This window comes from Mycobacterium saskatchewanense, from assembly GCF_010729105.1.
Taxonomy (GTDB): Bacteria; Actinomycetota; Actinomycetes; order Mycobacteriales; family Mycobacteriaceae; genus Mycobacterium; species Mycobacterium saskatchewanense.
Map to the genome: position 1 here is coordinate 4,570,236 of NZ_AP022573.1, position 22,462 is coordinate 4,592,697.

The 22,462-nt window shown below is 62.5% G+C and carries 21 protein-coding genes and 2 pseudogenes; 12 read left to right on the forward strand and 11 right to left on the reverse strand.

The window, feature by feature from the left end; genetic code table 11:
* Positions 1-18: 18 nt before the first annotated feature.
* From G6N56_RS21545 to G6N56_RS29880, 10 genes and pseudogenes are all read left to right on the forward strand, one after another.
* Positions 19-1,356, forward strand: a complete 1,338-nt coding sequence (locus G6N56_RS21545) for a hypothetical protein (protein ID WP_142280473.1) — start codon at positions 19-21, stop codon at positions 1,354-1,356.
* Positions 1,357-2,571 carry a thiolase C-terminal domain-containing protein gene (locus G6N56_RS21550; protein ID WP_232069114.1) on the forward strand — a complete coding sequence of 405 codons (1,215 nt, stop codon included), beginning with the start codon at positions 1,357-1,359 and terminating at the stop codon, positions 2,569-2,571.
* A gap of 15 nt (positions 2,572-2,586) precedes the next feature.
* On the forward strand, positions 2,587-4,191 hold the full coding sequence (locus G6N56_RS21555) for an AMP-binding protein (protein ID WP_085254488.1): 1,605 nt from the start codon (positions 2,587-2,589) through the stop codon (positions 4,189-4,191).
* A gap of 159 nt (positions 4,192-4,350) precedes the next feature.
* The gene (locus G6N56_RS21560; RefSeq protein ID WP_085254489.1) at positions 4,351-4,755 is read left to right on the forward strand and encodes a nuclear transport factor 2 family protein; all 405 of its coding nucleotides are present in this window, start codon (positions 4,351-4,353) and stop codon (positions 4,753-4,755) included.
* Positions 4,756-4,775: 20 nt separating this feature from the next.
* Positions 4,776-5,123 (forward strand): DoxX family protein, encoded by a 348-nt coding sequence (locus G6N56_RS21565; protein WP_085254490.1) that lies wholly within the window; start codon positions 4,776-4,778, stop codon positions 5,121-5,123.
* A 19-nt stretch (positions 5,124-5,142) separates the two neighbouring features.
* Positions 5,143-7,491 (forward strand): thiamine pyrophosphate-binding protein, encoded by a 2,349-nt coding sequence (locus tag G6N56_RS21570; RefSeq protein ID WP_085254491.1) that lies wholly within the window; start codon positions 5,143-5,145, stop codon positions 7,489-7,491.
* A gap of 7 nt (positions 7,492-7,498) precedes the next feature.
* On the forward strand, positions 7,499-8,266 hold the full coding sequence (locus G6N56_RS21575; protein ID WP_232069115.1) for an Rv1363c family protein: 768 nt from the start codon (positions 7,499-7,501) through the stop codon (positions 8,264-8,266).
* On the forward strand, positions 8,263-8,889 hold the full coding sequence (locus tag G6N56_RS21580) for an Rv1363c family protein (protein ID WP_232069116.1): 627 nt from the start codon (positions 8,263-8,265) through the stop codon (positions 8,887-8,889). The genes G6N56_RS21575 and G6N56_RS21580 overlap by 4 nt, the downstream gene beginning before the upstream one ends.
* A 208-nt stretch (positions 8,890-9,097) precedes the next feature.
* Positions 9,098-9,553, forward strand: a pseudogene (locus G6N56_RS21585) (CAP domain-containing protein); the annotation flags it as partial.
* 115 nt (positions 9,554-9,668) lie between these two features.
* Positions 9,669-9,782 (forward strand): annotated as a pseudogene (locus G6N56_RS29880) (CAP domain-containing protein); the annotation flags it as partial.
* A 339-nt stretch (positions 9,783-10,121) separates the two neighbouring features.
* On the opposite strand, the gene G6N56_RS21595 reads toward G6N56_RS29880, so the two are convergent.
* From G6N56_RS21595 to G6N56_RS21640, 10 genes are all read right to left on the reverse strand, one after another.
* Positions 10,122-11,129 carry an amidohydrolase family protein gene (locus G6N56_RS21595; RefSeq protein WP_158090685.1) on the reverse strand — a complete coding sequence of 336 codons (1,008 nt, stop codon included), beginning with the start codon at positions 11,127-11,129 and terminating at the stop codon, positions 10,122-10,124.
* 530 nt (positions 11,130-11,659) lie between these two features.
* Positions 11,660-13,198 (reverse strand): class I adenylate-forming enzyme family protein, encoded by a 1,539-nt coding sequence (locus G6N56_RS21600; RefSeq protein WP_085254494.1) that lies wholly within the window; start codon positions 13,196-13,198, stop codon positions 11,660-11,662.
* Between the two features lie 75 nt (positions 13,199-13,273).
* Positions 13,274-13,936 (reverse strand): DUF2889 domain-containing protein, encoded by a 663-nt coding sequence (locus tag G6N56_RS21605; protein WP_085254495.1) that lies wholly within the window; start codon positions 13,934-13,936, stop codon positions 13,274-13,276.
* 80 nt (positions 13,937-14,016) lie between these two features.
* Positions 14,017-14,805, reverse strand: a complete 789-nt coding sequence (locus tag G6N56_RS21610; protein ID WP_085254496.1) for an SDR family NAD(P)-dependent oxidoreductase — start codon at positions 14,803-14,805, stop codon at positions 14,017-14,019.
* Positions 14,806-15,045: 240 nt separating this feature from the next.
* Positions 15,046-15,708: a TetR/AcrR family transcriptional regulator gene (locus tag G6N56_RS21615; protein ID WP_085254497.1), complete on the reverse strand. Its 663-nt coding sequence runs from the start codon at positions 15,706-15,708 to the stop codon at positions 15,046-15,048.
* On the reverse strand, positions 15,705-16,043 hold the full coding sequence (locus G6N56_RS21620; protein WP_232069117.1) for a non-heme iron oxygenase ferredoxin subunit: 339 nt from the start codon (positions 16,041-16,043) through the stop codon (positions 15,705-15,707). Before G6N56_RS21620 ends, G6N56_RS21615 begins: the two co-directional genes overlap by 4 nt.
* 91 nt (positions 16,044-16,134) lie before the next feature.
* The gene (locus G6N56_RS21625; protein WP_232069118.1) at positions 16,135-16,959 is read right to left on the reverse strand and encodes an SDR family NAD(P)-dependent oxidoreductase; all 825 of its coding nucleotides are present in this window, start codon (positions 16,957-16,959) and stop codon (positions 16,135-16,137) included.
* A complete protein-coding gene (locus G6N56_RS21630) occupies positions 16,925-17,425 on the reverse strand; it encodes an aromatic-ring-hydroxylating dioxygenase subunit beta (protein WP_169717515.1) in 501 nt (166 codons plus the stop codon). The genes G6N56_RS21625 and G6N56_RS21630 overlap by 35 nt, the downstream gene beginning before the upstream one ends.
* Positions 17,422-18,801, reverse strand: a complete 1,380-nt coding sequence (locus G6N56_RS21635; RefSeq protein ID WP_232069119.1) for an aromatic ring-hydroxylating oxygenase subunit alpha — start codon at positions 18,799-18,801, stop codon at positions 17,422-17,424. The genes G6N56_RS21630 and G6N56_RS21635 overlap by 4 nt, the downstream gene beginning before the upstream one ends.
* Positions 18,798-19,742 (reverse strand): VOC family protein, encoded by a 945-nt coding sequence (locus G6N56_RS21640; protein WP_085254501.1) that lies wholly within the window; start codon positions 19,740-19,742, stop codon positions 18,798-18,800. Before G6N56_RS21640 ends, G6N56_RS21635 begins: the two co-directional genes overlap by 4 nt.
* A 374-nt stretch (positions 19,743-20,116) precedes the next feature.
* Here G6N56_RS21640 and G6N56_RS21645 point away from each other — a divergent pair, with 374 nt between their 5' ends.
* Together G6N56_RS21645 and G6N56_RS21650 are read left to right on the forward strand one after the other, a co-directional pair.
* A complete protein-coding gene (locus tag G6N56_RS21645; protein WP_158090686.1) occupies positions 20,117-20,884 on the forward strand; it encodes an IclR family transcriptional regulator in 768 nt (255 codons plus the stop codon).
* A gap of 94 nt (positions 20,885-20,978) precedes the next feature.
* Positions 20,979-22,166 carry an NAD(P)/FAD-dependent oxidoreductase gene (locus tag G6N56_RS21650; protein WP_085254521.1) on the forward strand — a complete coding sequence of 396 codons (1,188 nt, stop codon included), beginning with the start codon at positions 20,979-20,981 and terminating at the stop codon, positions 22,164-22,166.
* On the opposite strand, the gene G6N56_RS21655 is transcribed toward G6N56_RS21650, so the two are convergent.
* Positions 22,131-22,451: a hypothetical protein gene (locus G6N56_RS21655; RefSeq protein WP_085254503.1), complete on the reverse strand. Its 321-nt coding sequence runs from the start codon at positions 22,449-22,451 to the stop codon at positions 22,131-22,133. The genes G6N56_RS21650 and G6N56_RS21655 overlap by 36 nt on opposite strands.
* Between the last annotated feature and the right edge of the window lie 11 nt (positions 22,452-22,462).

The window sequence follows — 22,462 nt, forward strand, 5'->3', positions numbered from 1 at the left end:
GCCGGATTAAGGAGCAAGTTGGCAACCGTGATCACCGCGGGCGCGGTGTACATACCGGGCTGTGCGGTTCCGGACAGGAAAGGAATGCGCCGCGTGTGCGCGGCCGACGAAGACGCCGTAACGATGGCCGTCGAAGCCGGTCTTGCCGCGTTGCAGTCCTGGGGACACCGCCCGCAGTCCGTCGAGATGCTCGTCGTGGCCCTGCATCAGCGTGATGACGCCGTCGACTTTGGGGTCAACGTCCAGGTCGTGCGGGAAGCGCTCGGTCTCTCGGATTGCGTACGTACCGTTGTGTTGTCGGGCGCCGACGAACTCAGCGGTGTGCAAGCGTTGCATACCGCTGGAACTTCGCCCTCGTTGGTCATTGCTGCAGATGAGGGTAGTGGTCGCGCATCTTGGGCCGGGGCGGCGGCGCTGATCGTCGAACCGGTCGGGCCCGGTGCCCAGCGCGGTATGCGCTGGCAAGAAGTGAAGCGGGCCTCCGCGCTGACCCATCGGCGCTGGTCCGGAGCGGACAATGGGCACGAGCCCGATTTGCGGTACTTGGCCCACCGCGATCGCCAGCTTCTCGCACAGCTGAGCATGAAGACGGCGGCCGGGCTCGAAAACGTTACCCATCTGCATGTGGTGGCCGGGGCGGCCCGTTTGCCCGTTGCCGCACTATTGGGGCTGGGAAGTCTCGAGGCCGCACCCACCGAAACTGCCGGGATGGGGGTCGCCGGGTCTGTCGTCGCCATCGTCTACAACGCGTTACACCGCCCCAAGGGAATCGCGGCACTGTGTGCAATCGGTTCGGGACAGGCAGTCCTGTTGGAGATGGACGCCGATGCCGTCGACCCGTCCCGTTTCACATGGTCAGAGCCGACCGAGACCACCCAACCCGCCGTTGTTCAGGAGGCGGGTCCGGAATTGTCGTTTCCCCTTGAGTCCCCGTTCTACTCGCGCAATTGGGGTTTCACACTGCGGTTGGAAGCAGCCTGCTGCCGCGTGTGCGGACATGTGGTCTTTCCGCCGGCCCAAAGGCCGGTGTGCCCCAGGTGCCACGCGCGCAGCTGGTCGGCAGTGCGTCTTCCTCGGGACGGGACGGTGTTCGCCTGCCTGGAGAATCACTTCTTGCCGCAGGGGTTCCCGGGGTCGCTGGTCTTCGTGCTCGGTGAACTCAGCAACGGAGAAAAGTACTGGGCCCCAATGCCTCCGGAGGTTCGCGGCCAGGACGTGAAGATTGGCGATCCAATCCGACTGGTGCTGCGGCGTTTCACCACTCGAGACGGGATAGCTGCTTATGCCATGAAGTTCACCAAACCAGAGGCTGTAGGTGCTGGCACGGACGCCAGCGCATTCACATCGTCACCATAGTTGCCCTACACACGCGACGCGCAGAAGGAAGAGAACGTGGGTTGGAACAAGGTCGCCGTGGTCGGCGCGGGCATGACGGAGTTTGGCGAGCTGTTCGATGCCGGACTTGAGCAGCTGTGTGCCGAGGCGTTCTATGCCGCAGTGGAGTCGGTGGACAACGGCGTGGACCTCGATCTGGTCGACGCCGCCTACTTCGGCAATGTCATGGGATCGTTGCAGGGCAACGAGATCCCCTCCGGAGCTACACTTGCCAGCGCCATTGGGCTGCCGGGAATCGCAGCCACGCGCATCGAAAACGGTTGTCCCACGGGTAGTGATGCGTTCAGGCAGGCGTGCCTGGCGGTCGCTGCCGGAGTTGCAGACGTCGTAGCGGTCGTCGGAGGAGAGAAGTTACGCGAGCGCCCCACCAAGAGCAGTTTGCTCGAGTCGGGCCGAATGGGTCATCCATTCCTGTCGTTCGGCGGTACGGCGACCACCCTGTTCGCCCCCCAGGTTCTGCGCCACATGCACGAGTACGGAACGACCTCCGAACAGATGGCGATGGTCGCCGAAAAAAATTGGTCACACGCCAGCTTGAATCCCAAGGCGCAACGCCATGGCGCCGTTTCCGTCACCGAGGTCCTGAACAGTCCCATGGTGTGCGATCCGTTTCATGTGCTCGACTGCTGCCCGCAATCTGACGGGGCGGCCGCGGTCATCGTCTGCGCCGCTGATCGAGCCCACGAATTCACCGACACCCCGATCTACGTGGCTGGTTTCGGCCTCGCTACGGACCCTCTCTACATGCACGAGAAGCGCCTCTTCACCGGCTGGGAATGCACACGTCTCGCCGCGCGACGCGCCTACACCATGGCCGGTATCGAGGCGGACCAGCTCGACTTGGCCGAGGTGCACGATTGTTTCACGGGAGTGGAACTACTCAACTACGAAGACCTTGGTTTGTGCGCCGAAGGAATGGCAGGCAAGGCGGTCGAAGTCGGCGATACCCGCATCGGCGGACGCATTCCCGTCAACCCGAGCGGTGGCCTCATCGCCAAGGGGCACCCGATCGGGGCGACCGGTGTAGCCCAACTCGTCGAGCTTTACGAACAGTTGCGCGAAGAGGCGGGTGCCCGGCAGGTTAACCTGCAGCACGGCTACGGATTACAACATAACGTCGGCGGCTACAGCGTGGGTATTTCGGTGGTCACGATCCTCGGCCGGGCCTACGGCTGAGGAAGCGGAGCACGAATGCCTATCAGTACCGCGGAACTCGAAGCGTGCCTGGATCGATACGAAAGCATCGGGGCGCTGCTGCGCCATCGCGCCAGTGGACCTCCCCAACGGACCTTCTTCAGGTGGGGTAGTCGAACCATCACCTACCCGGAGATGTACCGGGATGCCCGTCTTGTCGCGCAGAGCCTCGTCGGCCTCGGGTTGGCCAAAGGGGATCGAATCGCCATTATGATGGCACCTTCACCGGAGTGGTTGACGATCTGGTTCGGGGCGGCCCTCATCGGCGTGGTGATCGTGCCGATCAACACCGCGCACCTGGGCGACGGCTTAGTGTACCAATTGCGGGACAGTGAGCCGTCGTTGATGGTAGTCGACGACGAACTCGTTTCCCGCATCGAAGCGATCAGCGCGGAGGTCGCCATCGACAACATCTTCGTCAACGGGGCAATGCCAACGACCACCTTGGCGCTACAGCCGATCGCACGCCTGCTGCATGGAGCCGATGCGCCACTGCCCGAAATGGTGGTTCAGCGCGAAGATCCGGCGACCATCATGTACACCTCCGGCACGACCGGGCCACCGAAAGGTTGCGTTCTGCCGCACGGGCAATACGTCGCCGCCGCGTTCTTGCACGCTAGTAATTGCGGCTACGACGAACGCACCGTCATCTATAGCTGTCTTCCGCTGTTTCACATCAACGCGCAAAACTACACCATCATGTCGGCGGTCGCGGCCGGAGCCGCCGTGGTGATGGATCGGCGTTTCAGTGCCAGCAGATTCTGGGTGCGGCTTTCCGAAACCGGGACAACGGCATTTAATTTCATCGGGTCGATGGCGCTCTCGTTGTGGAATCAGCCGCGGACGCCGGCAGAGCGTGAGCATCGGGCACAGGTGGCCTTCGGGGTGCCGGTGCCCTCGGACATCTGGACCCAGTGGGAGGAACGATTTGGCTGCCGGGTGGTCTACGCGTATGGCATGACTGAGAACGCTTTGGCTGCGATGATTACCTATGACGAAGTTCCCGTGCCCGTCGAACTGCACGGATCGGCCGGTAGGCCAAGCGCCACAACGCAGGTGAGCATCCTCGATGATCGCGGTAAGTTGCTTCCCCCCAAGTCCGTGGGCCACATCGTCACGCGCCCGAAGATCGCCTGGACCATGATGACCGAGTACTGGCGAAACCCCGAAGCCACGGCCGCGGCTTTCAAAGGTTGCTGGTTTCACACCGGCGACCTTGGTTATCTCGACGATAACGGCTACCTATTCTATGTGGATCGCAAGAAGGACGCGCTGCGTCGCAAAGGGGAGATGATCTCATCCTGGGAGATCGAGTCGGTCGTCGCAAAGTTCCCGTCCGTCGCTGAATGTGCGGTCGTGGCCGTGCCTTCCGCGCTGGGCGAAGACGAGATCTTGGTCGTTGTCGTGCCACAGCCCGGTGCGCGGGTCGAGCCCGTCGCACTCATCGAATTTTGCGGTGAACGAATGCCAAATTTCCAGATCCCGCGCTATGTCCGCGTTTTGGATGCGATGCCACGCACCCAGACGCAGCGAATCGAGAAGTACCGGCTTCGTCGCGACGGTGTCACCGCAGACACCTGGGACGCACTCGCGCACCATTGACCCCGAGTGTCAACATCAGTGTTGACTGATGGATGGGGACGGCGCATACTGCTTGATGGTGTCTGGCGATTGACCTGAGGCCGCGCCAGAGACGTCTGCTGGTAGTCCTGCCCGTGGTGGCCGGGCCATCACCAAGCCGGACCGTTAACGGAGGAGACTATGACGACCAGCCCGACCACCGAGCCCACTGTTGCTGACAGATGGGGGGACCGGGTGCGTGAATATTTCGCGGCAGCCGACCGCTGGGATTTCGCCGCCTTTCCGGACTACCTCAGTCCCACACTGCGTTTCCGGCTCGCGAACAACGCTCCTATCGAGGGCCTTGGCGAGATGATTGCCCTGGCGGGCCGGCACAAGGAAGCTGTCAAGTCGGTACAGCACACCCTTGACCGATTCGCCTATGACACCGATCGTCGCCGGGTCGCCGTCGAGTTGACGGTCAGCTACGTACGGCACGACGACGTGAAGAAAAGCTATCCGGCCGCCGTCGTGTTGGACTTCGACACCGACGACCTCATCAGCGGTTACCGGGTGTTCGTCGACCTCAGCGACCTCCCGAACTAGCCGGACGGCAGACCGCGAGCATGTTCATCGCCACCCTCGTCATTGGGATAATCCTCGGCGCCCTGCTGTTATTCAGCGCCTATGGCAAGCTGACCAGGAACGCCGAGCAGGTAAAGACGATCACCGATGTCGGGTTCCCGCCGAACTACATTTGGGCGTTGGCGCTGTGTGAAATAGCCGGAGCGCTCGGCGTCTTGATAGGCCTGTACTGGTACCCCATCGGCGTCGCCGCCGCCATCGGGGTCATCCTGTACTTCGTCTTCGCAGTCGCCGCGCATCTGCGCGTGCGGGAATACGCTGTCCAGGCTGCGGCCATGATGCTGGCCCTTGGGCTGATCTATCTGGTCTTGCGCTTGCTCGCCGTTTGATCAACCTCCAAGGAGAACCATGAGGACTGGCTCGATCGACGAAACGAGCGCCCCCTCAGCGGGCTCGAACGCCATACCCGGTGACTACGACACCCTTGCCGCTATAGAGAAGCGCGTGCTGTGGCTGTCCACCGCGATGATTCATCACGCCAATCGGGTGCGGCCAAATAGCAGTGGGCTGAAGGTCGGTGGTCACCAAGCCTCCTGCGCTTCAATGGTTTCGATCATGACAGCGCTATGGTTTCAGGCGCTCGGTTCCCAAGACCGGGTATCGGTGAAACCGCACGCATCGCCGGTGCTGCACAGCATCAACTATCTGCTTGGGTACTTGGACGCGTCCTATATGACTCGGTTGCGTGCGTTCGGGGGACTGCAGTCCTATCCCAGTCGGTCCAAAGACCCCGACCCGGTTGACTATTCGACGGGGTCGGTGGGTATTGGTGCCACAGCGCCTATTTGGGGCGCGATGGCGCGTCGTTTCCTGCGCGACAAGCTGCCCGGCATCGGCGCCGGGCGTCAGTACTCGCTTGTCGGCGACGCCGAACTTGATGAAGGAGCAGTGTGGGAGGCGATACTTGACCCCGCAGTTGCTGAACTTGGTGAAGTGGTCTGGATCGTCGACGTAAACCGCCAGTCGCTTGATCGTGTGGTTCCGAATATTGCTCCCCCTCGACTGGGCGCGATGTTCGATGCGGCTGGGTGGCAAGTCATTACCGTGAAGTTCGGCAATCTGCTGGAAACTCTGTTCAGCCGGCCCAACGGCGACGCACTGCGATCTCGCATCATCGAGATGCCTAACGCGGAGTACCAGCGACTACTGCGATGTAGTCCCGCCCAATTGCGTGAACGGCTGCCGGGGACCGCGGCAGATCGCGCCGACATCGCGGCGCTCATCGACACCCTGGATGACGAGACACTGATCGCAGCCATTCGCAATCTCGGCGGACATGACCTGCGTGCGCTGACAGATGCGTACGAGCGGATTGACGACGGCCGACCGACCGTCATCTTTGCCTACACCATCAAGGGCTACGGATTGCCCAGCCAAGGACATCCCCAAAACCATTCAGCCTTGCTGAGTCCCGAGGAGTTCGAGGGATTTGCGGCCGAGGTCGGCATGGACCCCGATCACCCGTGGGCCCGGTTCGACGCCGAAAGCGTTTCCGGTCAGTTGTGCCAGACCAGAGCTGAAAAGCTTCGAAGGGCAGTCATTCCGGGGTTCCCCCGGCCCGTCTTCCCCCAAGACTTCGGGCGCACACCCAAAGGCACCGCCACCACGCAGGCGGCGCTGGGTCGTGCGTTGCTGGATCTGACCAGGGAAGTGCCAGATGCCGCTAGCCGCGTCGTCACGGTCAGCCCCGACGTCAGCTCCACCACCAATTTGGGTGGCTGGGTCAACAAGGTCGGGGTGTGGTCGCTGAGCGAGCGGTACAACTGGTTTGCGGACGACGCCGAAACGATCATGCATTGGCGCGAAACTCCCGCCGGCCAGCACATCGAACTTGGTATCGCCGAAACCAACCTGGTCGGGTTAATCGGCGAGTTGGGCGCTACGTGGAGCCGGTGGGGGCAACCGCTATACCCGATCGGGGTGCTGTATGACCCCTTCGTCGAGCGTGCGCTGGAACCGTGGTCCTTCGGAATCTACGCTGGAGGTCAGTCGATCCTGGTTGGAACACCATCCGGAGTGACGCTAGCCGCGGAGGGCGGCGCGCACCAGTCGATCAAGACGCCCTCGATCGGGCTCGAGCAACCCAATTGCATCAGCTACGAGCCTGCGTTCGCCATCGATGTCGAGTGGGTGCTGTTGGCTTCGTTAGCGCGCCTAGGCCGGCCCGACGGAGTCTCGGCCTATCTTCGACTGTCAACCCGGCCGGTCAATCAAGCCCTCGCCGCTGTTCCGGCGGATCCGGCCGCCCGGGAACGCCGCCGCCGTCAAGTCGTCGCTGGCGGCTATCCGCTTGTCCGCCGTGCCAACCCGGTGGTCACCATCGCCGGAATGGGAGCCGTCATGACCGAGGTTTTGGCCGCTTCGCAGCGCCTCGAACACATGGGCGTGGAGGTTGATGTCGTCTGTGTCACCAGCGCGGGCCTGCTTTTCCAAGCCATGCGGGCCCGCGCCGGACACGGCAGTGCCGACACGTGGATTCTCGATCAGCTGCTGCCCAGTAACCGCGCCACACCCATGGTCACGGTTTTGGACGGACACCCTCATACGTTGAGTTTCCTCGCCGGTGTCAATCAGGTTCCCGCTGTTTCGTTGGGTGTCAGCGGTTTCGGCCAGGTGGGCACGCTCGACGAGGTGTATCGGTATCACCAGATAGACAGCGACAGCATCGTGCGTGCCGTCCTGGACGCATTGCAGTGAGGCGCTGATGACGAATCGTTTCGTAAGTCATTCGCTGCCATTCGCTCGTGTTGGGCGACACGGCAAAGCCGGCGTCAGTCAGGATGTTGAGGCACCGGAACGGTCGGCTGGTGCCGACGCCGGCACCTGCGGCGAAAACGCACGCGATGTCGGTGCGCGGTGCGACGAGGACGTCACCGCCGACGACGCACACGCACGCTTCGGCCACGGAGACCGTGATAGCCGGGAAGCGGACCGAACACGAGCCGGCTCTGCGGGCGCAACCGATTCAGATCCAACGGATGCCGTACCCCGGGCGCCTGTCAGGGCGCCGTTGTTCCTGGGACTGGTCACCCTGACAGCATTGGGGGCGCTGAGCGGATGGCTGGCCCTCCACGCGTACCAGGGACGCCAGGTCCAGCAGCAACGGCAACTCTATCTGCAGGTCGGACGACAAGCCGCGGTGAATCTGACCTCCATCAACTATGCCGAGGTCGACACCGATGTGCAGCGGATCCTTGACTCGGCCACAGGCGCCTTTCGGGACGATTTTGCCCAACGGTCCAAGGCGTTCATCGACGTCGTGAAGCGGGCGCAGAGCAGGTCGGAAGGCACAATCACTGCCGCCGGGCTGGAATCAGTCGACGGCGATCGCGCCCAGGTTGTGGTCGCGGTAATGGTTAAGACCACCATGCCGGCGGCGGCCGACGACCAAGCCCGGGGATGGCGGATGCGCATCGGTGTCCAGAAAGAGGGCAAAGTCGTGAAGGTTTCCAGCGTGCGGTTCGTCGAATGACGACGTCCGCACCCGATAAAGAATGTGTAGCGGCAAACATGGCCGAAGCCTGTGACGAAGTCCAACCGGAAACGCAGACCGCAGTCGATGGCGATGAATCCGTTGACGTGCCCGACGATCAGGCCGGACGGGCCCGACGAATCCGGTGGTCGCGGGTATGCGCTTACGGGATACTTCCTGCGCTGGCGTTGGCGATAGGCGGCAGCGCGGGATATCTCAAGTGGTTTGATTTTTCGATCCATCAGTCCGAACGGGCAAGCGCCGAATCGGTACGGGCGGCAAGAGACGGAACCATCGCGATGTTGAGTTACCGACCGGACTCGGCGGAGAAGGACTTGGGTACCGCGGTCGACCGAATGACTGGGCAATTCAAGAATTCTTACATCACGTTGACCCATGATGTGGTGATACCCGGTGCGAAGCAGAAGGAAATCTCGGCGGTGGCCACGGTTCCCGCGGCGGCTGCGATGTCGGCTAATCCGACGCATGCGACAGTGCTGGTTCTTGTCGATCAAACCATCACCATTGGCGCGAGCGCACCGACCACCACCGCCTCGAGCGTCAAGGTCACCCTTGACAAGGTTGCTGACCGATGGCTCATCTCTGGATTCGACCCGGTTTAGGGAGTCGAACCGTGCAAACGATGGCGAATCCGGCGGCTATACCGTCCTTTTCGTCCTTTTCGTCCTTTTCGCATGCACTGACAGGCGGGCCGGGCGGGCCGTCTCCGTGCCTGCCGTCCGAATATGGTTACCCCTGCGCGCACAGGCCGCGATGGTCCGCGGCCGCTATGGATCAGCGATGACCCTCTGTCGCGGGGGCGCGTTACTAATGGTGGCAGTGACGCTGTACCTGAGCGCGTTCGCCGTGCCACAGTCCGCCCGCGCCGACAACAAGCGACTCAACAATGGCGTCGTTGCCAACGTCTACACCGTGCAGCATCAGGCCGGCTGCACTGGCGACATCCATGTCAGCCCTCAACTGCAACTGAGTGCGCAGTGGCACACCGAGGATGTGCTGGCCAATCACAACCTCGACGGTGACGTCGGCTCGGACGGCTCTACTCCGCAGGACCGGGCCAACGCCGCCGGTTTCCGCGGCAAGGTAAGTGAAACCGTGGCAATCAATCACGCATTGGCCATAAACGGCATCGAAATACTCAATCAGTGGTACTTCAACCCCGACTATCTCGCCATCATGCGTGATTGCGCCAACTCCGCCATAGGCGTGTGGTCGCAGAACAGCCTGGACCGCAGCGTGGTTGTGGCTGTGTACGGTCAGCCGGTGTGAAAGCCCGACGCGCCACCTCGGCGACAGCGACAACGACAACGACAGAGGGGTATAGGCGGCTCGGCGTCGGTGTGGGATCGTTCGATCGCGTCAAAACCGTTGGAAGGAACTACAAATGGATCCCAGTCCTGACTATGATGCCAGTGACGAACTCGAATACGGCATTTCGTGGTTCGCCTGGATTCTGCGCGGCGTTTACCCGCCCCCCGCCTACCCCCCGACCTGACCGTCGGTGCAGCCGGGAAGCGTACATCCGGGCAACGGTGGTGCGTGCCAAGGCATTCGCAGGCTGCCGGTGACATGCTGTGCCGCCAGGTCGACGATGCCCGAGCAATGCCTTGGATCTTCGCTACCGCTTTCGCGGGGCGACGCCGCGGCCCTACATCGTTATGCCGATGCATCTGCGGCGTCCCCCGGGATGTTGTCGCCTCATGGAAAAGCGGTTGAGCCTCCGGCTCAGGCTGCCTGCCGGCGGGTCCAGCACTGGGCCGTCGGGGGTTGCGCCGCGATCGCCTCTTGTGGCAGCCGCACCGAACCGCTCCGTCGCTAGCGAGCCGCAGTCGTATTAGTGGCCGATAGGTACGTTGAGTAGCCTGGCAGCGGTGTCTGTCCCGACTAACCGGGCGTCTGTGAGCCCGAGACCACTCAGCATGGATCCCGACAAATCATCGTGCGCCGGGAGGGGGTAGTCGGTGCCGAATACCATTCGGTGCGGCCCCAATTGGCTCCGGAGGAAGTGCAGGTTGGCATCGCGGTAGACCACGGTGTCGGCGTAGATGTTCTGAACCAGATCCGCCGCCGTCGCATCGTTGGTGGCATCCCAGAGCCGGGAAATCCGTGGCAGTGCCCAAAAGAAGGTTCCGCCGCCGTGGGCCAGGCAGATGCGCAGACCGGGGCACTTCCGTGTCACCCCGCCGAACGCCAATCGGGTGGCCGCGATGGCTGTATCGGTTCCCATGCTCAACCCGAAGGTCGCTGCCGCGCCCACGATCCGATCAGTCCATTGCGATCGTGTCCCTAATATCAGCGGGTGGACGAAGATCAGCATCTCGAGCTCTTCAGCGGCGCAAAAGAATTCGCGTAGGTCGAGATGATCAAGTTCGCGGGAACCGGCGGTGGTTCCTATTTCCACTCCGGACAGTCCCGCTTGGTGGGCGCGGTGGAGGACCGCGACTGCCGCGTCGGGATGATGCAAAGGTACTGTGCCCAACCCGGAGAACCGGCGCGGGTGTGCGGATACGATATCTGCGACCGCGGCGTTGATGCGCTCGGCCCACTCGGTCGCCGGCCCGGCTGCAGCCCAATCGCATATCATCGGCGGTATAGGAGACAGTACTTGATGGACGATTCCCGCAGCGTCCATGTCTTCAATCCGCTGTCGCGGCGACCAGCTCGAGGCGGTCAAACTGCGGACTGCCCGCCCGTCGCGGATTAGGTGTCGCCGCTCGCCATCAGCGTGGAACGTCGGCCAACGCGGATCACCGAACTTGCCGGCGAAGTCTGGTACGTCGACGACGATGTGGGTGTGAAAGTCGATGCGACAGTCGAGACCGCAGACATGTGCGGGTCGCATCGGGCGACCTCGCGCGTCAGTACGCGGGCGCGATGATGACGCGGATGCGCTGGGTTGAGCACCGGACTGGTCCAATTTTCGCCTCGCTCGGAAGTCGTAGATCGCTGACCGGGATCGAGGCGGTCGAGGACCATGTGCCGCCTGGCTGTCGGCCGCTGGCGGCTTCGGGTCAGGAGGTTCGGGCCTGCCGTCCATGACCAAAGTGTGGGCTTTGGATCTGAGCACGGGGTTGGCGGCGTTCCGCAGACCAGAAACCATTGTGAGATCGGCTGGCGCCTCTCGTCCCTCAGCACCGTGCATGTCCGTTCGCCACGGGGCAGGCGTAGTCGGCGCTGCCCGCCCAGAATGCCGCCGACGTACCCACGGCGCGCCGCCGGTGGCACTGGCTGCCCATTTCCATACGAAACCTTCGTCGGGGAATGCAATCGCATGAGGAGGCGGTTGCGGATTCGTTGTGCCTCAGCCGGATTGCAATTCGCGGCGATACACCAAACGCAGAAGTGCGCGGTGGGCTCACCGGCACAACGGCTTCAGGAACCGGATACCCGGCGAGCGTGCCCGGCCCAGTATGGCTCTCGAATCACCTTGCGCTGGATCTTCCCCACCGGGCTGCGGGGCAATGGTTCATCGATGAACATGATCTGGCTTGGCTTCTTGTAGGACCCGAGCTTTTCGCGGCACCACGCAATGACCGTATCGTCGGTGATCCGCGCATTTCTGTCGGCGTAGATCATGGCCATCGGGGCTTCACCCCACTTTTCGTGCGGTATGCCCACCACAACCACCTCGCGTACCCCAGGGATCTCGGCGATGGCTTGTTCGAGTTCAGTGGGCCAAATGTTGAAACCACCCGACACGATCATATCGTCGACTCGGTCGACGATATAGAGAAAGCCGTGTTCGTCAAGGCGACCGATGTCGCCGGTCAGGACCCAGCCGTCGCGCAGTCGTCGCTCCGTCAGTTCGATGTCGTTCCACAAGCCCGTCATCTGCCCTTCACATCTGATGGCGATTTCGCCGGCTTCCCCGACAGGCAGCGATCGATTCTCGTCGTCACGAATCTCTAGTTCGGCGAACGGCATGACGCGTCCTGCCGCCCGCAGTGGTTCCGATCCCGCCAACGCGCCGAACCACTCCCTGGGCCCCATCATGGCCACGGGCACCGCCTCGGTCTGACCGTAAAGCTGGTACAGCGTGTCCCCTAGGACCTCGCGGCCTGCCAAGGCGGTGTGTTCACTGATCGGCGCCCCGGAGACCAACACGGATTTCAGGTGGGGCAGGTCGAGGCGTCGCCCCCCGGCGTGCGCGACGATGTCTGCGATCATCGTCGGCACGGCGAACAGGTAGCCTACTTTCTCGTCAACTAACGTCGCGACGAAGCTGGCCGCGTCGAATTTGGGTGCGAGGATGTTGCACCCGCCCGCCAGCCAGATCGGCAAGAACAGGTAACCCGAGCCGTGCGAGATGGGGCCTACGTGCAAGCAGCGGTCGCCGAGGTCGACGGGTGGCAGCATGTAGAACCAGTCCCTCGTCGCGCTCATCCATGCCCGATGGGTGTATGCGATGCCTTTGGCCTTACCGGTCGTCCCAGCCGAATGACGAATGATGAAGACATCGTCAAGGTCGACAGCGGGATCCGGATCTGTGTGGTCTTGCAGTTCGAGCCACTTGTTGTAGTTTTCGTCGCGAACCACGATGGTCAAGCCCGGTATCTTCGCATCGAGACCGGCCAGCTCGTGGGCGTACTCCGCGGACACGACAACGACTTTGGCATCGGTATGGGTGATCATGTGCTCGTGCGCGATGACCGAGTTGCGCCGGTACAGGGGCACACGGACGATGTTGGCTATCGCCGCGGCGAGGTAGAAGTCGGCGGCCTCGATGCAGTTGTCCTCCAGTACCGCGACTCGATCGCCAGGCTTGACGCCCAACGATATGAGCGCGTTCGCCAGCCGTATCCCCCGATCCCATGCCTGGCCGAATGTCAGCGTTCGCCCCTCGCTGGTCACAGCCGGCAGGTCGCGATGAAACTTCGCCGACCGTCGCATGGCACTTCTGACATCTAACATTGGGATTCTCCGCTCAGCAGCCCACTGGCCGCGCTATCAGACTCGCATTACCGGCCGAAGGTTGAAAATCAAATTTCATCTCGACGATGATCGATTCATCGTGACCGCTCTGGCGCGCTGGATGTTGGGTGCTCCGGGCGCAAGGACATGGCATGCTCCCTCGATGGTGGGAGCCACCTGCAGACCGGTCGCCGTCCAGCTGCCGTTTCGAAGGGTCGTGTCGTTGTAGGCAGTGCGGGCGTTCATTTCCAGGAAGAACACCATTGTTCGTGCTTCGGCGAGACCTAACAAGAGCGTCGTAACGTGGGTGCACCCTGCCGTCGCCCGGAAGGTGTCCAACACCACCGCCCGCCACTGGTTGGCTAGTGAACAGCCCACCAGCGCCTCACAGCTGGGCAATATCGCCGGACATTGGTGATATGGGTGCGTTGCCGCGTCCAGCGTGATCTCGGCGATGGCCAGCGCCGGCCCCTCAATGACTCCGGTGACCCCGAAATCGTGGATGGTGCGCTCCTCGCGACCATCGGGTGCGTCGGCCGCCGGTCCGTAGTCGCCGGCCGAGGATACGTCAGTCAGCCGGGCCCGGAATCGGTACGTCTGGGCACCGATCGGATGCACGGTGAGCGTCTTCGAGCGCATCACCGCCGGCTGGTCTGGTTGAGGAGTCGTCGTCACGGCGTCGCGGGTGATGCAGCAGGCATTCGGGATCGGGTCGGTGATGCGCAGCGAAGGCCGCAACTTCGAAGTGGGCGCGCGGCGTCGCTCCCACTCGCACAGCGAGAGTCCGCGTTGGCGTACATCGTTATCGGGTACATCGATCAAAGGACGCGAGAGCAGCGTGCCAGGAACACCGGCGAGAAAACTCGAGCCATGACTTTGGCGGCGGCAGCTTTGGCGCCGACCGTGACCGTAGGCTTTCCGCCCATCAATGCCCGGTACCCCGCCTCGGCCACGGCTCGGGCGTCGAGCTTCTCCGTTTCGTAGATGCGCTTCATGAGCGAAGAGCCGCGATAGCCCGCGATGTCCGCGGTTGCCGCGAACTTGGATTGAAACGAACCAGGGGCGACATTGGTGACTTGGACGCCATAGTGTTTCAGCTCGGCTCCAAGTGCCACAGCGAAGGTGTTGATGAAGCCTTTAGAGGCCCCATAGGCCGCGAACTTGACGGTCGGCGAGAAGCCGGCCGAGGAACCCATCATTAGGATCCGACCCCGGCCGCGTTGCTTCATGCGTTCCCCGAACAGCATTGACAGTTTGGTCGACGTGACGACGTTGAGCATCAACATCCTCTCGACCTTGGAAAGGTCGATTTCGCAGGGCGCGCCGTAGGCCGCGAATCCGGCATTGTTGATCAGTATGTCGACCTGGTGTCCTTGGCTGTCGCACCAGGCCATCAGCTTCTCAGCCGCATGCTGTTCGCAAAGGTCAGCCTGCTGTGTCACGAGGCGCCCATCACCGGGATCCAAATCGTCCGCGAGTGCCTGTAATTCCTCATCGAGGAGGCTCACCGCGAGCACGCGGTAGCCATCGGCAAGGAGCAGTCGAACGTACTCACGTCCGGCGCCCGCGCCGGCGCCAGTGACCAGCGCGACATCGGCGTGCGGCATCTAGGAACCTCCTTTCGACTCTGTCGGCGACCCTTTTCGGGCCGCAGTCTCATGGTGGGAGTCCATACGTCAAATGGTGCAGTTGGGTGTTCTGTAGTCCGGAACCCGGACTTCCGGGAGGCGCCGCTAGGGTCCCTCGGCGCATGTGTGGGCGACGGCAACCAGGGGCGTCCGGCGACGATATGGAATTGCCGATGTGCTGTGGCGGAAAGCAATTCGTGGCCACGGCCGGATATGTGGTCAAGCGTCGGAGGCCGGTGCTACCGCGACAAGGCCGTCGAGAAAGACCGCGCAGATTATCCGGGCGATCGATGCGGCGTCTTGTTCGCCCTGCGGGTCAAACCAACGATGCATCCAGTTGAGGGAGCCCTGAATGATCAAGGCCAGGACTCGAGCGTCTCCCAAGTCTCGGAACTCCCCGGCGTCCACGCCTTCGGCGATGAGACGCTCCATCGTGTCCATGAAGAAGTCCGCAAGTTGAGCCAGGCGCTGTTGGTCTGGATCCGGTATGGCATCGCACGGCAAGCGCCTCATGTCTTCTTGCACGAAGACGTGGAGGGCCGGGTAATGCGTGTCGAACGACACGACGACTTGAGAAATCAACGCACTCAACCGGCTTCTTGCGGTTCCGGGAGCCGAGCTGACTGACTGCGCCTGGGCGACGACCGTCTCGATTGACTCCAAGATCACTGCCCGAAACAATTGTGTCTTGCTGCCGAAATAGTAGTAAAGGGTGGCGCGGTCGACATTGAGGGTTTGGCTGATCTCGGTAAGGCTGGCCTGCGACAAACCCCTGCTGTGGAAGACATCGGCGGCAGCCTTGAGCAATTCCCGGCGCCTCATCGAATACAGCCGACTCGGCTCGTGGCTGGCTCGCTGTCGTTTTCGCGACAGCTCGCTCATCCCGGTGGGCTCGAATCGGCGCTGACTTGGTCGGTCGTCGGCTCATCGGCGTCGTCGACATCGATGAGGACGCGACCGTCGACCACGCGCGTCGGGTAGGTCCGCAGTGGCTGAAGAGCGGGAAGGCACAGTGCGCGGCCGTCGCGTACATCGAACCGTGCCAGGTGCAATGAGCAGACAATTTCGTAACCCTCGAGTTCGCCGTCGTCGGCCAATGACCATTGCTCGTGGCTGCAGGAATCCTGTGTGGCGTAGAAGTGGTCGCCGATACGGTACACGGCAACATGGGCCGCCCCAGGTAGGCGACAGAGCTGACCATCGGCGAGGTCGTCCACTCTGAGCTCAAACGTTCTTGACATAGCCACCTTTCGGATCGCTTCGTTGCTTCGCTACTGCGTCCGCAGCGGACACCCAATCGAACGGCCCCTACAACATGGAGCTACCACCGTTCACACTCAGCACTTGGCCGGTGACGAAACCTGCGTTGTCAGAAGCCAGGTACGCCACGGCGGCAGCCACCTCGTCGAGGGTGCCTCCGCGGCCAAGCGGGATGCTCCCTCGGATCTGTTCGAAGAACTCTTCGTACTGTCGGCGCTGATCCTCGGGCATCTGCTCGATCGCTGCCGACAGTTGTGGGGTGATCACCATCGCCGGCGCCACCACGTTGAAGGTGATGTTGTCCGCCGCGAATTCGCGGGCCAGCCCCGGCGTGATCCCGTGCACCGCGCCCTTTGCGGCGCTGTAGACCGCATGTTGCCACAAGCCGTTGCGGACCGACTCCGCTCCGATGCTGACTACCCGGCCGTACTGCCGAGCGATCATGTGCGGCAGCACTTCCAGCGTGGTGTAGAGCATCGTCCACAGATTGCGGTCCACCGTTTCGCGCAACGTCTCTTCGGTGTGAGTCAACGTCGGGCGAATGACACCGCCGCCGGCGTTGTTGACCAGGATGTCGAGCTTGCCGAAGGAATCTAAAGCCGACTGGACGGTGGCCCGCGCTCCGCTGCGGGTCGACAGATCATTGACGATAGCGATCGGGCCCAAGGTCGCATTGGCCGGTATGGTCGCCAACGCCTGCTCTAGATTGGCTTCATCGCGGTCGGCGAGACACACGCGGACACCCAGCGACGCAAAATGCTGGGCGATGCCGAGTCCTAACCCGCTGGCCGCGCCGGTGATGAGCGCATTTCGTCCGCTGATGTCCATTGGCGCAGCTTCAAAGGATGATGCTGATCTTGCCGTGTGGATCAAGGACCTCATGGTCCAAGACCGCACAGCGATAACGGATCTTCATCTGGCCGCCCGACAATGTGAGCCCGTAGCGGTAGCTGCCCACGTAAAAAACTTCCGTGCCGTTTCGGGATCGAAAGATTGTGAAGTTGGCGACCGCTTCGGCCTCCTGGGGTCCAGCGTTGAGGACACGAACGTTGCTGATCATGCGACGGGTCCTGCTGTGCGGGAACTCCGCATGTGCGGTTGGCTTCGACAATCGGATGACTCGCTGTTCGAGCATCGGACGCCGATCGTGGATCAGCGAGAAGGAGTCTTCCGGGGCGCACTGCGGCCGGTCCGACGCCGGGACCTCGTAGAGGCAGTCGAGTGTGAAAAGGTCGAGCCATTCCTCGAGTCTCCAGTCGTCGAGCAAGGCGGCTTCGTGGTACAGAAAGTCCTCGACGTCGCTGCGGGTGAGTCCGGCGTTCGTGACTGCGGCGGTCACAGGGCCGCGGCTTCGTTGCGGGCCGGCTCCAAGGCCGGGCCACTCGGTGAAGACCCAAGGTACGAGGTGTCGTAGTGGGGACCTTCGCGGTGGCCGGGTTGACCGGTGATGCGAGTATTCCATTGGCGCCAAAAGCACCGCATCTGAAGTTCATCCACCGCGGTCGGCTGCTCCGAACCCAATCCCCGGGAAATGTCGGACCACTCCACTTCGTGCATCGACGAGAAGCCCCGTTGGCATTGCTCGAGTCCTTCGACATCATCCGGGGTGGCCAGGCCGGCTGGGCCCCAGAAAGTCAATGCGTTGTCGATGCGGTAACGCTTCAATTCATCTGAGGCGTCAGCGGGCATGAGTTGCCAGCCGGTGATCTCGGTCTTATCGGGCGCCAGGGGGAACATCGTTCGGACCTGGATTCCGAAGTTGAGGTCGATCAGCGCCATGTTCGGGAAGATGATGGCGTTACGTGTGGTGTTGAGCATGCGTTTGGTGTGCGGTTCCCCGAGGCGTTGCACGGTTTCAGCACGCCGAGCCACCGTGGCATCCCGGATCTCTTCAGACATCAATGGCATTCCGAGCTCGGGGCTTTCGACCACGGCATGTCCATTACCCAAATCGCAACCCAGTCCATTGCCCTGCTGGGCGACGAGCCCCGGGGTGACTCCGAGATTCAACATCATCTCGAAGTAGGTTTGATGCACGGTGAAGCCGTGGTAGCCATCGCAACTGTTCTCCATCAGCAGCTTCCAGTTCGCCCGCATCGAATAGTTGTGCGTTCCCTGCACAATCTGCATGCCGCTGGAAGACTGATCGGCCACGAGATCGATCACGTGCTTGGCGTCACCGAGGTACTCGGGCAGCGGCGGAGCATCCGTTGAGTATGTCAAATACGTGAAACCGCCGTAGGTTTCGGTGCGAGGTTTGAACAGTCCGTGGTCGGCGCGCGAGAAGTGCTCACTGTAGCGCTGCCCGTCGGGGACATTGATCAGAGCACCTTGGTTGTCATAGGCCCAGCCATGGTAGAAGCAGACGAAGTTCTTACGGTTGCCCCGCCGCTCCCGGCATACTTCCGCTCCGCGGTGGCGACAGGTATTGAGCATCACCTGGATTCCACCGTCGCGGTCGCGTGCGTAGATGACGGTACGGCCACCCACCCGCCGAGTTTGAAAGTCGTTGGGCCGTGGAATTTCCGACTCATGGCCGACGTAGAGCCAACACTTGGCGAAGATTTCCTCTTGCTCGCGCCGGAAGATCTCCTCGGAGGTGAAAGCCGATCGGTGCACACGGAAGAGGTTCTTCTCGCGGTCGTCGACGACCAGCGATCGTGATTGCGCATGGATCATGCTGTTGCCTTTCGTCATTTCCGAGTCACCGTTCATGAGCTCGCCGGTAACAGGGGAGCGCCCGGGGTCGGGCTCACCGCGGCCGTGGCCGCCGGGTCGGCCACGGTGAGTACCCGCGTCGAGGGTTCGATTGCGATCTCGGGCAGCGGCGATAACCAGATATCGGTGGTCTCGGCCGACATTGGCAGGACCCGAGTTCGGTGGGTGGCATCGTCGACCTGAGGATGCCCAGTACAGAACTCGACCGCGAATCCGCGCTCCTCGTCTTTCATGTATACGCCGATCGACCCCGACGGGGCGTGGCGCAGCAGGTCGTCGCGCAGCTTGACTCCGTGGCGTAGTGCGTTGTTGCGGAAGCGCATGACATCGTCGATTGACTCGACCTGAATGCAGAAATGGTTGAACGCCGAGCGTGGAGCGCGAATGAGGACTAGTGAGTGATGGTAGCGGTCACCGGCGCGCATGAAGACCACGTTGTCGGCGATCCAGTCGGAAGGTTTGAAGGCGAGCACCTCCTGATGGAAGCGCGCCGCGTGATCGAATTCGGCCGTGGCCCATCCGGCGTGCAGGAACTTTTCCATGGTCACACCGGTGTTGACCGGCGCAACGCCGCGTTCGTGCATCCCTGAGTAGACTTCGATGTCCGTGCCACCTGGGTCGGTGAAGCGCAGCCAGTGCGACACCCGATCCGACCGGGGGTCGCCGCCTTCGGTGAATTCGATGCCCCAGTTCGTGAGACCGTCGCGGATGGCCGGGTACGACTCCTCGCCCGTGACCTCATACCCGATGCGTTTAACGCCTTGCCTCGTGCCCTCTTCGAGTCGGATCCAGTGATGGTCGCGTCCGCCCGTCATGAAAGCGGTGCGCCCGACGACTTCGGTCAGGTCCAGTCGTGCAAAGCGCGAATAGAACGCGGTGGCTTCAGCAAGATTGTTGACACCGATAACCAGGTAGCCGAACTTGTGGATGAGATCCATGACTGTCCTCTCGGATGGTGAGCCTGGTGCTCAAGCGGCACGCGCCTTGGCTGTGTGGCCGTTTAGTTGACTGTGGATCGTGTTCGCACGCCGCACCAATTTGATCGTTCCATCACGCGGTCGCCAGATCATCGACCGATTCCGGACGGGCACACGCATTGCTTCGCGCACCTGACCGACACCCAGCATGGCTCTTGCCGTCTAAAATTTCAACGCTAACGTTGACGAATGACGACCGCGGAGCGTAGTGTAACCCGTGTCACAGACCGCGCCAGCCGGTCGTTCACACGTCATTCCGCAGATGGGGAGCGCAGATGGCCTTAGCAGCGCCGAGTCCGGCACATCCAGTTGAGCCATCAGGCGGCGCGGCGGTTATGGATGAGCAGTCGCGCAACAACGGGATTGGTCTGGCCACCAGCGTGGGTAAGGCATTAGCTGTTCTGGACAGTTTCCGTGGCGGGGGGGCACGGTTGGGTGTTTCGCAAATCGCGGCGCGTGCCCAGATCCCGAAGAGCACAGCCCACCGACTGCTGAACGTCCTCGTCGACCACGGGTACGTCGATCGCCTGGATGCGCGCTACCAGCTTGGCCGCGCCGCATTCGAACTGGGCAATTCTGTCGCTGAATGCCGTCCCCGCAGCCTACGGGCCGTAGCGATTCCGTTCATGATTGACCTGCACCGCAGCTTCGGCGCGACTGTGCATTTGGCGGTGCTGGACGGGATGGACGTTCTCTACGTCGAGAAGATCTATGGCCACAACGGTGTTGACGTTCCCAGCCAGGTGGGCGGGCGGGTTCCAGCGCTGTGCACTGCGCTCGGGAAGGCGATTGCGGCGCGGTCCGACGAGGTGACCGTGGCGCGCATCCTCGGCGCCGGGGTACCGCGCCTCACGCCGAAGACCATCACACATACTGCGCTGGTGAAGATGGCATTAGATCGGGCACGGCAGAGCGGTGTGGCCCACGACTTGGAAGGTTCTGCCCCAGGAGCGCGTTGTGTGGCCGCGCCCATTATTCGTCGCGGTTCCTATGAGGTACTCGGAGCGATTTCGCTGAGTTTCGCGATCAGTGAGAAGCTTCCGACCACGGTCGAGGTCCGGTTGATTCAGGCGGCCACCGCAATCGGCGTTCGCTGCCCATAGAGATAGGCCGCAGCGGTCCGTCAGGCGTGATCCGTTTCCACTGAGCGGTATTGCGACTGGCGCTGATGTGCGGCTCGCGTCCGACACTAAAGCGATGAATGTGGTTATAGCAGGTGCGTCGCTGGCCGGCTTGCGAACGGCAGAGGCGCTGCGGTCACGCGGATACCAGGGTTCGATTGCCCTCGTCGGCGCGGAGGCCGAGTTACCCTACGACCGGCCGCCGCTATCAAAAGACTTTCTTGGCGAGGCACATTCGGACCAAGCGCCATTGCTGCGGTCGGCGGACACCCTAGACGTACTGGAGCTTGATCTGCGTCTTGAGACGAGAGTGGAATCGCTGGATGCGGCGCGTCGGGTGGTAAGACTGTCAGACGGCGATCAATTGCCTTTCGACTCTTTGGTTATCGCGACCGGTGCTGATGCACGGACATTGCCGGTTGCGCAGGGACTCGAAGGTGTACATGTCCTGAGGACTCTCGCCGATGCCCGCGAGCTACGTGCGGCGCTGGACAGAAGCAGCCATCTGCTGGTCGTCGGCGGTGGATTCATCGGAGCCGAGGTGGCGGCCGCGGCGCGCCTACGCGGGATTGATGTTGACTTGATCGAAGTTTTACCCGCGCCGATGTCTGCCGTCCTGGGCGCAACGGCGGGCAATCTGCTCGGTCAGCTGCACCGTGCCGAGGGGGTGAGGCTGCATTGCGGGACGACGGTGACCGCTGTCAAGGGCAGTGGGCGCGTTGAGCGCGTGGAGTTGTCTGATGGGTCGGCCATCGATGTCGACTTGATGGTCCTAGGCCTCGGAGTAACACCGGCGACCGGCTGGCTGCGGGGAAGCGGTCTGGACATCGTCGACGGTGTGAAGTGCGATGCCCGGTTGCGCGCCGTCGGGTGGCCCAACATCTACGCCGCCGGCGACGTTGCACGATGGGACCACCCTTTGTTCGGCGAGTCTGTGCGGGTGGAGCATTGGACGAACGCCAATGAGCATGCTGACGTCGTCGCAGCGTCGATCCTCGGCGTAGACAAGGACGCGCGAAGCGTGCCGTACGTCTGGTCGGACCAGTACGCGCATCGGATACAGATCGTCGGGAGGCCGGGCTGCGCAGACGACGTGATCGTCCGGGCTGACCCCGGGCAACGACGCCATGTGGTGGCCTATCAACGACGCGCGCGTCTTGTCGGCGTGCTCACGGTGAATGCGCCGCGTGTCATGCTGAAAGGCCGGAAGGCCATTTTGAGCGGCAGCTCAGCCGAGGAGCTGCTCACCGGCCCGCCAGCCTGATCCGGGACGTCGTGTCCTGCCGGGGGGCACGCCGTCGCCGTCCTGCGCATCGGTCACATCGCCGGGCAGAACCTGAGGGCCCCGGTTGAGTACCGCCGTCGTGGCCTGTCCTCGAACGAACCATACGTCGGCGTTGTCGTCGGGCTGCAGGGGCTCGATCTCGACCGATGTGTACGGTTGACCGTCAGCGTCGTGCAATCCGATCGTAATGTGGATGGCGCACCCGTCGGTCTGGATGCGCAGCAATTTGTCCGCGCCACCCGCGTGGTGCTCGACGATCCGCATGTTGCCTCACG